The sequence below is a fragment of the Micromonospora nigra genome, from assembly GCF_900091585.1.
Lineage (GTDB): Bacteria > Actinomycetota > Actinomycetes > Mycobacteriales > Micromonosporaceae > Micromonospora > Micromonospora nigra.
Map to the genome: position 1 here is coordinate 6,134,550 of NZ_FMHT01000003.1, position 14,351 is coordinate 6,148,900.

The 14,351-nt window shown below is 71.7% G+C and carries 14 protein-coding genes, 1 pseudogene and 1 riboswitch; of the genes and pseudogenes, 2 read left to right on the forward strand and 13 right to left on the reverse strand.

Features of this window, described 5'->3' with window-relative positions:
• Positions 1-4: 4 nt before the first annotated feature.
• A complete protein-coding gene (locus GA0070616_RS26950) occupies positions 5-796 on the reverse strand; it encodes a TetR/AcrR family transcriptional regulator C-terminal domain-containing protein (protein WP_091091775.1) in 792 nt (263 codons plus the stop codon).
• 154 nt (positions 797-950) lie between these two features.
• A complete protein-coding gene (locus tag GA0070616_RS26955; protein WP_175440217.1) occupies positions 951-2,165 on the reverse strand; it encodes a chorismate-binding protein in 1,215 nt (404 codons plus the stop codon).
• Positions 2,166-2,261: 96 nt separating this feature from the next.
• Here GA0070616_RS26955 and GA0070616_RS26960 point away from each other — a divergent pair, with 96 nt between their 5' ends.
• Positions 2,262-2,462, forward strand: coding sequence for a DUF5999 family protein (locus GA0070616_RS26960; protein WP_091089363.1), 201 nt, complete (start codon positions 2,262-2,264; stop codon positions 2,460-2,462).
• Positions 2,463-2,593: 131 nt separating this feature from the next.
• Here the strand turns inward: GA0070616_RS26960 and gcvP are convergent, their stop codons facing one another.
• On the reverse strand, positions 2,594-5,416 hold the full coding sequence (gcvP, locus tag GA0070616_RS26965; protein WP_091089368.1) for an aminomethyl-transferring glycine dehydrogenase: 2,823 nt from the start codon (positions 5,414-5,416) through the stop codon (positions 2,594-2,596).
• 77 nt (positions 5,417-5,493) lie between these two features.
• A riboswitch (glycine riboswitch) is annotated at positions 5,494-5,588 on the reverse strand.
• A 61-nt stretch (positions 5,589-5,649) separates the two neighbouring features.
• Complete coding sequence (locus tag GA0070616_RS26970) at positions 5,650-6,540, reverse strand: NAD-dependent protein deacetylase (RefSeq protein WP_091089371.1); 891 nt, start codon at positions 6,538-6,540, stop codon at positions 5,650-5,652.
• Positions 6,541-6,654: 114 nt separating this feature from the next.
• Between GA0070616_RS26970 and GA0070616_RS26975 the strand changes: the two genes are divergently transcribed.
• On the forward strand, positions 6,655-7,305 hold the full coding sequence (locus tag GA0070616_RS26975) for an NAD(P)H-binding protein (RefSeq protein WP_091089375.1): 651 nt from the start codon (positions 6,655-6,657) through the stop codon (positions 7,303-7,305).
• 50 nt (positions 7,306-7,355) lie between these two features.
• Here GA0070616_RS26975 and GA0070616_RS26980 read toward each other — a convergent pair whose 3' ends face one another.
• From GA0070616_RS26980 to GA0070616_RS27020, 9 genes and pseudogenes are all read right to left on the reverse strand, one after another.
• A complete protein-coding gene (locus GA0070616_RS26980; RefSeq protein WP_091091779.1) occupies positions 7,356-8,054 on the reverse strand; it encodes a DivIVA domain-containing protein in 699 nt (232 codons plus the stop codon).
• Between the two features lie 103 nt (positions 8,055-8,157).
• On the reverse strand, positions 8,158-9,336 hold the full coding sequence (locus GA0070616_RS26985) for a globin domain-containing protein (RefSeq protein WP_091089379.1): 1,179 nt from the start codon (positions 9,334-9,336) through the stop codon (positions 8,158-8,160).
• Positions 9,337-9,338: 2 nt separating this feature from the next.
• Entirely contained in the window at positions 9,339-9,737 is a 399-nt protein-coding gene (locus tag GA0070616_RS26990) for a group I truncated hemoglobin (RefSeq protein ID WP_091089383.1), read from the reverse strand.
• A 380-nt stretch (positions 9,738-10,117) separates the two neighbouring features.
• On the reverse strand, positions 10,118-10,705 hold the full coding sequence (locus GA0070616_RS26995; protein WP_091089388.1) for a MerR family transcriptional regulator: 588 nt from the start codon (positions 10,703-10,705) through the stop codon (positions 10,118-10,120).
• Positions 10,706-10,901: 196 nt separating this feature from the next.
• A pseudogene (locus tag GA0070616_RS27000) lies at positions 10,902-11,365 on the reverse strand (bifunctional nuclease family protein).
• Between the two features lie 177 nt (positions 11,366-11,542).
• On the reverse strand, positions 11,543-12,238 hold the full coding sequence (gene ftsR / locus GA0070616_RS27005) for a transcriptional regulator FtsR (RefSeq protein WP_175440218.1): 696 nt from the start codon (positions 12,236-12,238) through the stop codon (positions 11,543-11,545).
• 50 nt (positions 12,239-12,288) lie between these two features.
• The gene (gene odhI, locus GA0070616_RS27010) at positions 12,289-12,738 is read right to left on the reverse strand and encodes an oxoglutarate dehydrogenase inhibitor Odhl (protein ID WP_091089392.1); all 450 of its coding nucleotides are present in this window, start codon (positions 12,736-12,738) and stop codon (positions 12,289-12,291) included.
• Between the two features lie 215 nt (positions 12,739-12,953).
• Positions 12,954-13,334, reverse strand: coding sequence for a glycine cleavage system protein GcvH (gcvH, locus tag GA0070616_RS27015; RefSeq protein WP_091089395.1), 381 nt, complete (start codon positions 13,332-13,334; stop codon positions 12,954-12,956).
• 57 nt (positions 13,335-13,391) lie between these two features.
• Positions 13,392-14,345, reverse strand: a complete 954-nt coding sequence (locus GA0070616_RS27020) for a DUF881 domain-containing protein (RefSeq protein ID WP_091089397.1) — start codon at positions 14,343-14,345, stop codon at positions 13,392-13,394.
• Positions 14,346-14,351: the final 6 nt, after the last annotated feature.

The following is a 14,351-nucleotide window of genomic DNA, read 5'->3' on the forward strand; positions in this document are numbered from 1 at the left end:
CAGTTTACCGGTCCGGGTCGATGGCCGGGGTTCGGTGGTCGCGGTGGCGCAGGAGTGCCTCGACGCCGTCGAGGAGGCGTTCCAGGCCGAACTCGAAGGCCCGGTGCGGGTCGGTGGCGGCCTGGTACTCCTGGCCTGCGGTGGCGCCCACCCGCACGGCGAGGGGGTAGCGGCGGGGGTCCATGGCGCGTTCGAGGTACGGGGCGTGGGCCTGCCACCACTGCTGTTCGGTCATGCCGGTGCGGTCGGTGGCCCGGGCGGCCTCCACGGCGGGGCGGACGGCCCCGTGGACGTAGCCGTTGACGAGGGCGACGACGGCGTCCATCTCCAGGTCGGTCAGGCCGATGCCGTCGACGGCGCGCAGTTCGTGTTCGTACTTGGCGATGACGTGGGGGCCCAGGGGTGGGCGGGTGGTGGCGACCTGCAGCAGCCAGGGGTGGCGCAGGTAGAGGTCCCAGTTGGCGTGGGCGATGCGGCGCAGGCGTTCCCGCCAGCCGGTGGCGGGGTCGTCGGGGAGGACGGCTTCGCCGGTGACGGTGTCGAGCATGACGTCGAGCAGTTCGGCCTTGCCGGGGACGTGGGTGTAGAGGGACATGGTGCCGACGCCGAGGTTCTCGGCGACGCGGCGCATGGACAGGGCGGGCAGGCCGTCGGCGTCGGCGATGTCGATGGCGGTGCGGACGATCCGGTCGACGGACAGGTCGGGACGGCCTCTGCGGCTGACCCGTTCACGGGTGCGCCACAGCAGGGCGAGGCTGCGGGCGGGGTCGCCGGTGCCGGAGTACTCGGTGGTCACCCCGGCACTGTAGCCGTACGGTGTACGGCGCGGGAGGTGGGTCGGGGTGCGGCGCTCGGGGTCGCCCGCAGCCTCGACCGCGGCCACACCTCGACCTCGGCCACGCCGTGGCGGCGGACGCGGCGGCCGGTGGGGCTCAGGTCGGGCTGGTGGCTCAGGTGAGGGCGGCGCGGATCGGGGCGGCCTTCGCGGCGGCTTCGGCGACCTCCGCGTCGGGGTCGCTGCCCCAGGTGATGCCGCCGCCGGCCCACACGTGGACCGCCTGGGCGTCGACGGCGGCGGTGCGGATGGTCAGGCCCAGGTCGACCCGGCCGGGGGTGACCCAGCCGAGCGCGCCCATGCTGGCGCCCCGGCCGACGGGTTCCAGGGTGGCGATCCGGTCGAGGGCGGCGAGTTTCGGGGCGCCGGTGACCGAGCCGCCGGGGCACAACGCGCGCAGCAGGTCGGCCAGGCCGAGTCCGTCCGGGCAGGCGGCCGAGATGGTGGACTCGGCCTGCCACAGGTCGCACCAGCGGCGGACGGCGAACAGGTCGTCGACGCGGACGCTGCCGGTGCAGGCGACCCGGGCCAGGTCGTTGCGTTCCAGGTCCACGATCATGATGTGTTCGGCGCGTTCCTTGGCCGAGGCGAGCAGGTCGGCGCGGCCGGCGGTGGTGGCCGGGCGGGTGCCCTTGATGGGGCGGGTGATCAGCCGGGCGCCGGTCACCTCGACGAGGGTTTCGGGTGAGGCGCAGCCGATCGCCCAGCCGGGGCCGGTGAGGACGCCGCCGTAGCGGGCGCCGGGCAGCCCGGCCAGCCGCGCCAGGGCGGGCAGCGGGTCGCCGGTGCAGGGGGCGGCGGCGTGGCCGACGAGGTTGACCTGGTAGACGTCCCCGCGGCCGATGGCGGCGCGGACGGACCGCACGGCGTCGGCGTGCTGGGCGGGGGTCCAGCTCGGCGTCCAGTCACCGAGCCACCAGCCGGCGGGCGGGGCGTGGGGCGCGGGGCGCGGGGCGCGGGTGTGGCCGTACACGACGGCGACGAGGTCGGGCAGGTCGACGGGGTCGGGTGGGCCGGTCGGTGCGCCGGCGAGCAGTGCACCGGCGGCGGCCGAGACGTAGAGGGCGGCGCCGCACACGCCGTTCGGGTCGTGTGCGGCGGCGGGGCGGGCCAGGTCGTCCAGGGGTACGCCGTGGGCGGCGAGGAACTCCTGCACGGTGACGGCGGGGTCGCCGCCGTCGGTGCGGCGCCACTGCCAGCGGGCCCGTTCGACGAGGGTGTCGCGGCATGCGGCCGGCGCTCCCGGCGCATCGACCCCCATGCGTGGGAGCGTTTCCACGACGTCTGGCCCCTTACCTCTCATCCGTTCAGTGGATTTCCCACGCGCCACGCGCACTTCTGCTCGATAGCACGTGCGTGCGCTTGGTACCGTGCGTCACTGGTCATGTGAACCATGACACAGTGCCCCCACAGTCCGGAGAACCCGATGTGTCAGCACCAACCCACCTGCCCCTCCGCCGAAGCCATCGACCGGGAAGCGGCCAGGGTCATCGCCTGCTTCCCTGAACAGGGATGGAGCCTGCTCTGCAACGGTGTCATCGTCTTCGAGGACACCGGCGAACTGCTTCCCGACGGCAGCAGCATCGCCCCGCACCGCGGGCCCGCCCGTCACGCCCTCGCCGCCTGAACGGTCACGATCCGTCACGAAAGTGTCCGCGCCGCCCAGGCTAGTCCCCCGGCAGGGACGACATCAGCCCAGGTCGGCGGCCCGCCGGGGCGGGTACCGCAAACCCACCGCCCCGGCGCGTAGCGCTCCGCTCAAGCCTCGAACGCCTCCGGCGCGGGACAGGAGCAGACCAGGTTCCGGTCCCCGTACGCCCCGTCGACCCGCCGCACCGGCGGCCAGTACTTCCCCGCCCGGTCCACCCCGGCCGGGTACGCCCCCACCGACCGCGGATACGGGTGCTCCCACCCGTCACCGGACACCATCGCCGCGGTGTGCGGCGCGTTGGCGAGCGGATTGTCCCCCGCCGGCCACCGCCCCGACCCCACCTGGTCGATCTCCGCCCGGATCGCGATCATCGCCGCGCAGAACCGGTCCAGCTCCGCCAGATCCTCACTCTCCGTCGGCTCCACCATCAACGTCCCCGCCACCGGGAACGACATCGTCGGGGCGTGGAAACCGTAGTCGATCAGCCGCTTCGCCACGTCGTCGACCGTCACCCCCGTCGCCTTCGTCACCGGCCGCAGGTCCAGGATGCACTCGTGCGCGACGAGACCCTTGTTGCCCGCGTACAACACCGGGAAATGGTCACGCAGCCGCGCCGCCACGTAGTTCGCCGCCAACACCGCCACCCCGGTCGCCCGGGTCAACCCCGCCGCACCCATCATCCGCAGGTACGCCCACGGGATCGGCAGGATCCCCGCCGACCCGTACCGCGCCGCCGCGATCGCCGGCCGGCCCGGCCCGTCACCACCCAGCGGATCCCCCGGCAGGAACGGCGCCAGGTGCGCCCGCACCGCCACCGGACCCACCCCCGGTCCACCCCCGCCGTGCGGAATGCAGAACGTCTTGTGCAGGTTCAGGTGCGACACGTCCGCCCCGAACCGGCCCGGCCGCGCGTACCCCACCAGCGCGTTGAGGTTCGCCCCGTCGACGTACACCTGGCCACCCGCGTCGTGGACCTTCGCACACAGCGACGCGATACCCGTCTCGTACACCCCGTGCGTCGACGGGTACGTCACCATAATCGCCGCGAGGGTGTCGCGGTGCCGGTCGAGCTTCGCGTCGAGGTCGACCAGGTCGACGTTGCCGTCGGCGTCACAGCCGACCACCACCACCCGCATACCCGCCATCACCGCCGACGCGGCGTTCGTGCCGTGCGCCGACGACGGGATCAGACACACGTCCCGGTGCCCCTCACCCCGGCTGCGGTGGTAGGCCCGGATCGCCAGCAACCCCGCCAACTCACCCTGCGACCCGGCGTTGGGCTGCACGCTGACCGCGTCGTAGCCCGTCACCTCCGCCAACCAGCCCTCCAACCGGCCGATCAGCTCCCGGTACCCGGCCGTCTGCTCCGGCGGCGCGAACGGGTGCACGTGCGCGAACTCCGCCCAGCTCACCGGCTCCATCTCGGTGGTGGCGTTCAGCTTCATCGTGCACGACCCCAGCGGGATCATCCCCCGGTCCAGGGCATAGTCGAAATCCGCCAGCCGCCGCAGGTACCGCAGCATCGCCGTCTCCGACCGGTGCGCGTGGAACACCGGATGGGTCAGGAACCCACCGCAGCGGGCCAACCCCGCCGGCAACGCCACGTCGACGTCACCGTGCCACGCCGGCACCCCGAACGCCGCCCACACCCGCTCCAGGTGCGCCACCGTGGTCGTCTCGTCACACGACACCCCCACCCGGTCGGCGTCGACCAGCCGCAGGTTCACGTTCCGCTCCGCCGCCGCCGCGACCACCTGCGCCGCCCGGCCCGGCACCGTCGCGGTGACCGTGTCGAAGAACGCGACGTCGGCGACCTCGACGCCCCCGGCGCGCAGCCCGGCCGCCAACCGCGCCGCCATGCCACGGGTACGCGACGCGATGTCCCGCAGCCCGTCCGGGCCGTGGTAGACGGCGTACATGCCGGCCATCACCGCCAGCAGCACCTGCGCGGTGCAGATGTTGCTGGTCGCCTTCTCCCGCCGGATGTGCTGCTCCCGGGTCTGCAACGCCAACCGGTACGCCGGGTTGCCGTCGGCGTCGCGGGACACCCCGACCAGCCGACCCGGCAGCATCCGCTCCAGCCCGGCGCGCACCGCCAGGTAACCGGCGTGCGGCCCCCCGAACCCCATCGGCACGCCGAAGCGCTGGGTGGTGCCGGCGGCGATGTCCACGCCGATCTCCCCCGGCGCCCGCAGCAGGGTCAACGCCAGCAGGTCAGCCGCCACCGTGACCAACGCCCCGGCCGCGTGCGCCGCCGCCACCAGCGGCGCATGGTCACGCACCGCACCCGACGCCCCCGGATACTGCAGGTGCAGACCGAAGAACTCCGCCGGCAACTCCTCCCGGTCGACGTCGACGACCCGCACCTCGATGCCCAGCGGCTCGGCCCGGCCGGTGAGCACCGCGACGGTCTGCGGCAGCGTGTCCGCGTCCACCACGTACACCTGACTGCGGGTCTTCGACGCCCGCCGCGCCAACGTCATCGCCTCCGCCGCGGCGGTGCCCTCGTCCAGCATCGACGCGTTCGCGGTGGCGAGCCCCGTCAGGTCGGTGACCATCGTCTGGAAGTTCAGCAACGCCTCCAGCCGACCCTGGCTGATCTCCGGCTGGTACGGCGTGTACGCGGTGTACCACGCCGGGTTCTCCAGCACGTTACGGCGGATCACCGCCGGGGTGTGGGTGCCGTGGTACCCCAGGCCGATCATCGACACGGCCACGGTGTTGCGGGCCGCCAGGGCCCGCAACTCCGCCAGGGCGTCGTGCTCGCTGACCGGATCCGGCAGGTCGAGGGTGCCGTGCCAGCGGATCACCTCGGGAATCGCGGCATCCATCAGCTCGTCGATCGAGGCGTACCCGACGGCCTCCAACATGCGGGCCTCGTCGGCCGGGGCGGGACCGATGTGACGGTCGGCGAACTGCTCAGCAGTCATGGACGGCGCTCCTGCGGGGCGGGGTCGACGGGTCGGCCCTCCCCCTCTGTCACGCCCCGACGCGGCGCTCCACAGTGCCTGCCCGCGAGGTCCTTTTGCCTGAGAGGTTCCGGGGAGGATTTGCCCCTTCGGCGCCGCCCCCGCAGAGGGCGGTCTCTCCCACACGGGTGGTACCGGCATGGTCAACGCTACCAGCGTCGCCGCCCCCGACCGACGTCGTACCCCCGACCGGGCTACCGCACCACCGGCGGCACACCAGCCGGAGCCGCCCCCACCCGCCCCGGCCCCACCGGCACCCCACCGACCAGCCGGTCGGCCAACGCCGGCAACAGCCGACCCAACGGCGCGTCGACGGTCACCGCCGCGTACGCGTCCCCCCGCGTCGGCCCCTGGTTGACGATCACCACCGGCACACCGAGCTTCGCCGCCCGCAGCACGAACCGGCGACCCGACATCACCGCCAACGACGACCCCAGCACCAGCAGCAGCCGCGCCGCCTCCACCAGAGCGAAACAGTGAGCCACCCGCTCGGCGGGAACGGTCTCCCCGAAGAACACCACGTCCGGTTTGAGCATGCCCGTCCCGCACACCGCGCAGCCGACCGTCCGGAACCCGGCCACCTGCTCGTCACCGAGCTCCACGTCACCGTCCGGATTCACCGCCCCCGCCACCGCGTCGAACCCCGGGTTCACCTGCCGCAACCGCAGGTCCAGTTCCTCCCGCGACGTCCGGTCACCGCAGCGCAGACACACCACCTCGTCGAGCCGGCCGTGCAGCTCCACCACCCCCGTCGCCCCCGCCGCCGTGTGCAGCCCGTCGACGTTCTGCGTGACGATCCCGTCCACCAGACCGCCCTGCTGCAACCGGGCCACCGCCCGATGCCCGTCGTTCGGCCGCGCCCGCGCGATCAACCGCCACCCCAGGTGGCTGCGCGCCCAGTAGCGCCGCCGGGCCGCCGCGTCACGGGTGAACGTCTGGTACGTCATCGGGGTGTGCCGCCGCGCGACACCACTGGGCCCCCGGTAGTCCGGGATGCCCGACTCGGTGGACAGCCCCGCCCCGCTGAGCACCACCACACCACCGCCGGCCACCAGGGACGCCAGCGCCTCGAACCTCACCGTCACCCCACCATGCTGCCTCGCCGCGCCCACGATCGGCGACCACGTCCCCCACCCCCACCGTGACCCGGAACACCCGCCGCGGCAGCACCGGCCGCAGCCGGCCGCTAGGTTGACGGTATGCGCGTCGTCATCGCCGGAGGACACGGCAAGATCGCCCGCCTGCTGGAACAGGAACTCGCCCGCCGCGGCGACACCGCCGTGGGGCTCATCCGCAACCCCGACCACGCCGCCGCCCTCACCGCCGCCGGCGCCCACCCCGTCGTCTGCGACCTCGAACACGCAGACGTCGACGAGGTCGCCACCCACCTCGCCGGCGCCGACGCGGCCGTGTTCGCCGCCGGTGCCGGCCCCGGCAGCGGCGCCGCACGCAAGGACACCGTCGACCGGGCCGCCGCCGCGCTGCTCGCCGACGCCGCCCAGACCACCGGCGTACGCCGCTACCTGCTGATCTCCTCCATGGGGGTCGACCAGCCGCCTGCCCCCGGCACCGACGGGACGTGGGCCGCCTACCTGCGCGCCAAGAAAGCCGCCGAGGACGACCTGACCGGCCGTGACCTCGACTGGACGGTCCTGCGACCCGGTCGCCTCACCGACGACGAACCCACCGGACACGTCACCCTCGCCCCGCACACCCCCCACGGGGCGGTCACCCGCACCGACGTCGCCCGGGTCCTCGTCGCCCTCCTGCACGCCCCGCACACCGTCGGTCGGGTCCTCGAACTCGTCGGCGGGAACACCCCCGTCGCCGACGCCGTCACCCACGCCTGACCACCACGGGCCGGCCCCCCGCCCGGGGCCGGCCCGTGGTGGTCGGTCGCTCAGCGCTGCTGGTGGCGAGGCAACGCCGCCGTCGGCGTCGACGCCGCACCCACCGCCGGATTCTGCTGCTCCCGCGTCAACCGGTCCATGGTGCGCGCCAGATGCTCACTGCCGTCATCCAGGTGCCGCGCCGCCGCCTGCATGTGGGAGATCATCATCTCCCCGTAGATCCGCAGCGCCTCCCGCGCGGCCACCCCGTCGTCGAACGTCGACCCGGCCGAGGCACGGTAGTCCTGCACCGCCCGCTCGGCCTCCTGCCGGGCCTCCTCCACCGCCGCGCGCACGTAACTCTCATACTGCACCCGGGCATACTCGGCGACCCGCCGCGCGTAGTCGTGGGCCTGCGCGATGATCTGCTCCGCCTCCCGTTGCGCCGCCGAGAGCAGATTCACCTCCTTCGCCGCCGGCAGGTTCACCGACGCCGCCCCGGCACTCGGGATCACCCCGTGCCGGTGCAACTCCACCCGGTCGTTGAGCCGCTCGTTCTCCGCCCGCAGGTTCGCGACCTGCGTCGCCAACAGATCCAACTCGTCGGCCACCTGCACGCGGAACCGATCCACATCCGCGTTGTCGTAGCCACGACGCGCGAACGACGCCGACGCGAACTCCCACCGGCGAACCCGGTCGGCGGTCATCCGCACCTGCACACCACCGGACACCTGCCCGCCGTCGTAACTACCGATCGGACTCGCGCTCACCGGGCCCACCGTCCGTTCACGACTGCGGGGCACCGCTCCGCCGCACTCCTCGGGCCTGCCGTTCGTTCGCGACTGCGGGGCTCGCTGCGCTCACTCCTCGCGCTCACCGGGCACCTCCGGAAATGTCAGGGGTGGACGGCCGGTCCACCGCCGTGCGCCACGACGGCCCGTACCAGTGCTTACCCAGGCCCTCGTGGTGCAGCTGACCGGCGTGGTAGCCGGCCTGCTGCAACGTCGCCACCGAATGCGACACCATCTCGTCCGACCCGCACACGTACACGTGACGGGAACGCCAGTCACCGTCGGTCAACGCCCGATCCACCGGATGGACGACCTCCCCTGGCCGGTTCACATCCAGACCCACCACACAGGTCACCGTCAGCCCCGGATACGACGACGCCAGCTTGTCGATCGCCTCGCTGTCGTAGAACTCCGTGCGGGACCGGGCCCCCACATACAGGTCCACCTTGCGGCGGGAGCCCTCCGCCACCACCTGCTCCACCAACGCCTTCACCGGCGCCCAGCCGGTGCCACCGGCCAGCAGCAACAGATCCGCCGACCCGGCCGACCACAACGTCAACCGGTCCCCCACCGGGGCCGCAAGATGGATCTGGTCGCCCGCCGCGCACCCGTACACCAGCCGCGACGACACCGCCCCACCCGGCACCGCCCGCACGTGCAACTCCAATGTGCCGTCAGCGCGGGGCGCGTTCGCCGGCGAGTAGTACCGCCACGACCGCACCGCCGGATGCGACACCCCGATCGACTGACCGGGGGTGAACGGCAGTAGGTACTGCGGACGCACCGTCAACACCGCCACGTCGAAACCCCGCCGCTCGTGAGCGACGATCTCCCCCACCCACCACGGCGGGTTCACCGCCTCCGCGGCCTCCGCGGCCTCGATCATGACCTGCGACACCAACCCGTACGCGGCCGCCCAGTCCTGGGCCAGTTCGTCGGTCCACCGCTCGGCCAGGAAATGCCGCAACGTCGCCAGCAGCGCCTCCCCGACCGCCGGATAGTGCTCCGCCCGCACCGCGAACTTACGGTGATCGGCCCCCAGATCCTGCAGGAAACCCATCAGCCGGTCCACCTGGTCCACGTTCGACACGATGTGACCCAGTGCGGTCACCAGCCGGTCCCGCTGACCGGCCATGTTCGTCGGGAACATCTGCCGGGTCTCGGGATGGGTCAGGAACAACGTCGAATAGAAGTAGAGGGGCACCTGGTCGCCGTGCGCGGCCACCACCGCCCAGCTCTGCTTGAGCCGAGGAACGTCCACGCTCAGGCGCCCGCCGGGTTCCCGCCGGCCACCACCTGGTCCTGCACCTGCGCCAGCACACCCTGCACGTCGCTGATCACGTCACCGGGCACCCCCAGCTCCGCCAACGTCGCCGTCAGGTGCCCACCGACAGCGACGTAGTGCTCCACCGGGATGTGCAACGGCTGGTGCGCCTCCGCCAACCCCCGACCGGCGTACTCGTTCGGCCCACCCAGCACCACCGTCAACATCAACGCCAGGTGCCGGCGCTGACCCACCATGTCCACCTCGGCGAAGTAGCCGGCCAACTCCGGGTCTGCCAGAACCTTGTCGTAGAACAGCTCGACAGCGGCCTTCACCGCCGCGGCACCACCGATGCGCTCGTAGTGGGAGGTCGGGGTGGTCTCTTCGGTAACCGTCACGGATGGTCCTTCCAGCGTGAAAGGGGTCGCGCGGAGGTTCGACGCGCGGGGACATCGCGGACCGCCGCCATGAGCCCATCCGTGCGAATAGGCAGGAATCGACGAAACCGCGTGTCGGACGATAGCGTGCCGTCGCCGCCCCGTCACGCCCGCCCTATCGGATTCCCGACACCACAGCCCGCAGACGCGGGCACCGCCCACACCCGCCACCCGCGCACGCCCCCACGGTGACCATGCCCCGTGCGGTCGCCCCCACCACGCCCCGCACCCACGGACCGACCGTCACCAGACACCATGGACAGCCGTGACCGTGGACGGCACACCGGACAACCACAACCGGGCCGCCGACCCTGATGACCCGCTGAACGCCGCCGGTCCGCTCAGCCTGCGCGTCGCCGCGCCCGCCGCGCCGCCAACTCGTCGCCCACCGGATCCTCCACCGGAGCGGCCGGCCGCTCCGGTTCCACCGCCGGTTCCGCCGGCAGGTGCGACAACGACCCCTGGATCTCCTTGAACGCACCACCGATCGCGATGCCGAACACCCCCTGGCCGCCCTGCAACAGGTCGACCACCTCCTCCGGCGACCGGCACTCGTACACGGTCGTCCCGTCAGAGATCAACGTGATGCCCGCCAGGTCGCCCACCCCACGCGACCGCAACGCCTCGATCGCCTTACGGATGTTCTGCAACGACACCCCGGCGTCCAACAGCCGCTTCACGACCTTCAACACCACCAGGTCGCGGAACGAGTACAACCGCTGTGTCCCCGACCCCGACGCGTCCCGCACGCTCGGCACCACCAGCGCCGTCCGCGCCCAGTAGTCCAACTGCCGGTAGCTGATCCCCACCGCATGGCAGGCCGTCACACCACGGTAACCCACCGCACCGTCACCGTCAGTTGCCGACCCTGGCGTCACACCCGGCTCGTCCAGTCCCGTACCCGCACCGGGATCTCGCGGTTCGTGCATCCGGACAACCTCCCCGCCCGTGCGGTGACCCGTCGCTTCCGCAACGTGCACCCCTCGACACGGCAACCCTATAGCGACCGCCAAGGGTTACCCCGGAGAAAGCACCGCGACACGCCGCGCATCGACAGCGACCAACGTCACCATCACTGAGAGTCATCCACCGACGATGAATCCCACCGCCGGCACGAAAGCAGGCTCAGCCCGCGAAATCCTCCGGACGCACCTGCTCCAGGAACTCGCGGAACTTCTCCACCTCGTCCTCCTGCTCGTCGGGAATCACGATCCCCGCCTCACTGAGGACCTGCTCCGCACAACGAATCGGGGCACCCACCCGCAACGCCAACGCGATGGAATCACTCGGCCGGGCCGACACCCGCACCCCGTCACCGAGCAACAGATCCGCGAAGAACACGTTCTCCTTCAACTCCGTGATCTCCACCGCCTGCAACGGGGCCTTCAGCGCCGCCAGCACATCCCGCAACAGATCATGCGTCAACGGCCGAGCCGGCTTGACACCCTGCTGCTCGTAGGCGATCGCCGTCGCCTCGACCGCGCCGATCCAGATCGGCAAGTAACGGTCCCCTCGACCTCCCTGAGCAGGACGATCGGCTGGTTACTCGGCAGCTCCACCCGAACCCCGACCACGCTCAGCTCGCGCACCGCCGCCTCCGTGTCGTTGTCACCTACGCCGCACCGCGCCCTTCCCTGCACGGTACACGGACCGCGACACGGCCGTCCCACGCGCTACCCGCACACGCCCGCGCCAGAAGAGGGGTTACCCCGGCAAGCCTACGACACGCCCCCGGGACACATCTTCCCCCACGGCCCCGCCGCACCTCACCGACCCAACGTCGACCGCAACCCCACCCGCACCAACGCGGCATGCAACTGCTGCGACAACGCCACCAACTCCCGCGCCGTCTCCGCCGCCCGCGCCCGCGCCGCCGGGTCACTCTGCCGCACCAACGGCGCCACCAACTGCGCGAACAACCCGACCTCACGATCCGCCGACGTCCGATAACCACGAAGATGCCGCGGCTGGAACCCGTACGCCGCCAGACCCGCCACCGCCGCCGCGATCACCAACGCGTCCGCGTCATACCACCCCGGCGGATCCGGCACCACCAGACCCAGCCGCTCCAACTCCGTCAACGTCGACTCGTCGACACCACTACGCGCCACCAGATCAGCCCGGTCGAGCCGCACCTGCGACGACTCGACCGGCTGCCCCCGGCCCGGCACCTCGCCATCCGGACCCACCGCCACCAACGTCGGCCGCTGCCGACCCGCCGCCTCCTCCGAGACATCCCACTCGGCGAGCTGCGCACGAATCACCCGCAACGGAAGATACTGGTCCCGCTGCGCGGACAGCACGAACCGCAACCGCGCCACGTCATCCCAGCTGTACTTCCGGTAACCCGACGCCGTCCGCTGCGGCTCCACCAGGCCCTCGGCCTCCAGGAACCGCAGCTTCGAAATCGTGACGTCAGGGAAATCCACCCGCAGCTGGCCCAGCACCTCACCGATGCTCATCAGCGGATGCGCACGACCAGCCCCGGACGGCGTCGACGCCGCAGGATCATTCACCCCCGGCCGGCCTCCTCCGGACGCGGACCGGCAATGAACACCACCCGAAACTTGCCGATCTGCACCTCGTCACCGTTGCTCAACGTCGCCGCCTCGACCCGCTCCCGGTTCACGTACGTGCCGTTCAGGCTGCCCACATCCCGCACCGTGAACGTCCCACCATCCCGGTGGAACTCCGCATGCCGCCGCGACACCGTCACATCATCGAGGAAGATGTCGCTGTCCGGGTGCCGACCACTCGTCGTCACATCATGATCCAGAAGGAACCGGGCACCCGCGTTCGGACCCCGGCGAACCACCAGCAGCGCCATCCCCGGAGGCAACGAGCCGGACATCCGGCTCGGCACCACATCGGTGTCCGGCCCCTCCAGCACTTCGTCCAGCGAACCGAGATTGAGCGTCGAAGTGACGTCGAGCGGGGGGAACTCGTCGCCTGGGCGCGTCATGCGGACCACCTCACGGATCTGTTTCGGTCGGCGTCGGGGTAATGGCGGGTCTGGCCGCCGGGCGGTCACTCACCCGGCGGCTGGCTCCCCGTGCCCGGAAAGGCGATCCCGCGACGCACAACTATGGGTTCTCGGTCGACTGGGCGAGCCTAGCCAGCGCCGAAAAGCAGGGCAACCGGACGCGCGGAGAACCCGCCACGCCGGAAAGGGCACGCTCAGCTCTCGGTGAGCTCGCGATACGCACCCGCGGACAGCAGCCCGTCGACCGCCGCCGGATCGTCCGGAGTGATCTCCACCAACCAACCCGCACCATACGGATCAGTGTTGATCAACTCAGGGGTGTCACCCAACGCCTCATTGCGCGCCGACACCGTGCCGCCCAGCGGGGCGTAGATCTCCGACACACTCTTCGTCGACTCGATCTCACCCAACGACTCACCGGCCGCCACCGCCGCACCGGCCTCCGGCAACTGGACATAGACGATGTCACCCAGAGCATCCTGCGCGAAATGGGTGATACCCACCCGCACGGCACCACCACTCCCGGCCGCCACCCACTCGTGCTCGGCGGTGTAACGCAGATCCTCAGGAATCACCAGACGCGTCCTTCATCCATCGAGGCACCAGCGTCAAACCGGCGCCGGCCGCGCCGGTCAGGAGACCGGACGGGCGTGTTCCAGCGAGATCGGCGCGTGCAGCGCCGAAACCTCGGCAACCTCACGATCCTCAACGATCACGTTACCGCCGTCGCCCGCCACCGACGCCACCACCCCACCAGGAATGTTGAGCGCCGTACGCATCGTCGCCGGATCACCGATCACCGTGATCGTGAACGGACCCGTCAACCGGCGCCCGTCCACCACCAGCGCCCCGTTGTCCCCGTTCAGGAAGTACGTCGACGCCACGACCCGCACCGCGACCCCACCGCCACCGGAGATCTGCATCGCCTCCGCGCCCGCACCCCGCAACTCCTGCACCGCGTCCAGCACCCGACTCGCCGAGATCGGTTCGCCCCCACCGGCCACGAACCGCACCGACAACCCCGGACCACGCGCCGGCAACGTCCCCGCCAGGATCCCCAACTCGTCCGCCCGCCGCGACGCCTCCTCCAACGCCACCCGGCGACCCTGCTCACCCGACCGCAACTGCCGCTGGCTCTCCTCCAACGCGGCGATGTCCTGCCGCAACCGGACCTCCCGCGCATCCAGGTCATACAAGATCCGCACCAGGTCCTCCTGACGCGTCGCCGCCACCGTCGGATCCGTCGACGTCGTGCGCAACTGCACCACCAGCGTGAACCCCAGCAACGCCAACAACGCCGCGATCATCAACGCCGCCGTGCTCACCCGACGCCCGGACCCCGCACCCACCGCCGGCGCGGCCACCTCCTCCACCGCCCGCGACAGATCCACCGTCGCCGCGTCGTCGTCCGCCTTCGCGTTCCGCTCCGGCTCCGCACGCGGCGAACCACCCGGCACCAACGGACTCACCTCGTCCGGATCCGGCGCGTCCGGACGAGGATCCGGCTCACCGGCCGGCCCCTGCGGACGCGTCGGCCCCGCCGGCTGAGGCCAACCCGTACCTGTCTCGGTGTGCTCGTCACTCACGACACA

Bases quoted from the DNA above. Each gene is read 5' to 3' on its own strand.
- GA0070616_RS26960 (WP_091089363.1), top strand. From the start codon at position 2,262: ATGTGTCAGCACCAACCCACCTGCCCCTCCGCCGAAGCCATCGACCGG.
- gcvP (WP_091089368.1), bottom strand. From the start codon at position 5,416: ATGACTGCTGAGCAGTTCGCCGACCGTCACATCGGTCCCGCCCCGGCC.
- GA0070616_RS26975 (WP_091089375.1), top strand. From the start codon at position 6,655: ATGCGCGTCGTCATCGCCGGAGGACACGGCAAGATCGCCCGCCTGCTG.
- GA0070616_RS26995 (WP_091089388.1), bottom strand. From the start codon at position 10,705: ATGCACGAACCGCGAGATCCCGGTGCGGGTACGGGACTGGACGAGCCG.
- ftsR (WP_175440218.1), bottom strand. From the start codon at position 12,238: ATGAGCATCGGTGAGGTGCTGGGCCAGCTGCGGGTGGATTTCCCTGAC.
- odhI (WP_091089392.1), bottom strand. From the start codon at position 12,738: ATGACGCGCCCAGGCGACGAGTTCCCCCCGCTCGACGTCACTTCGACG.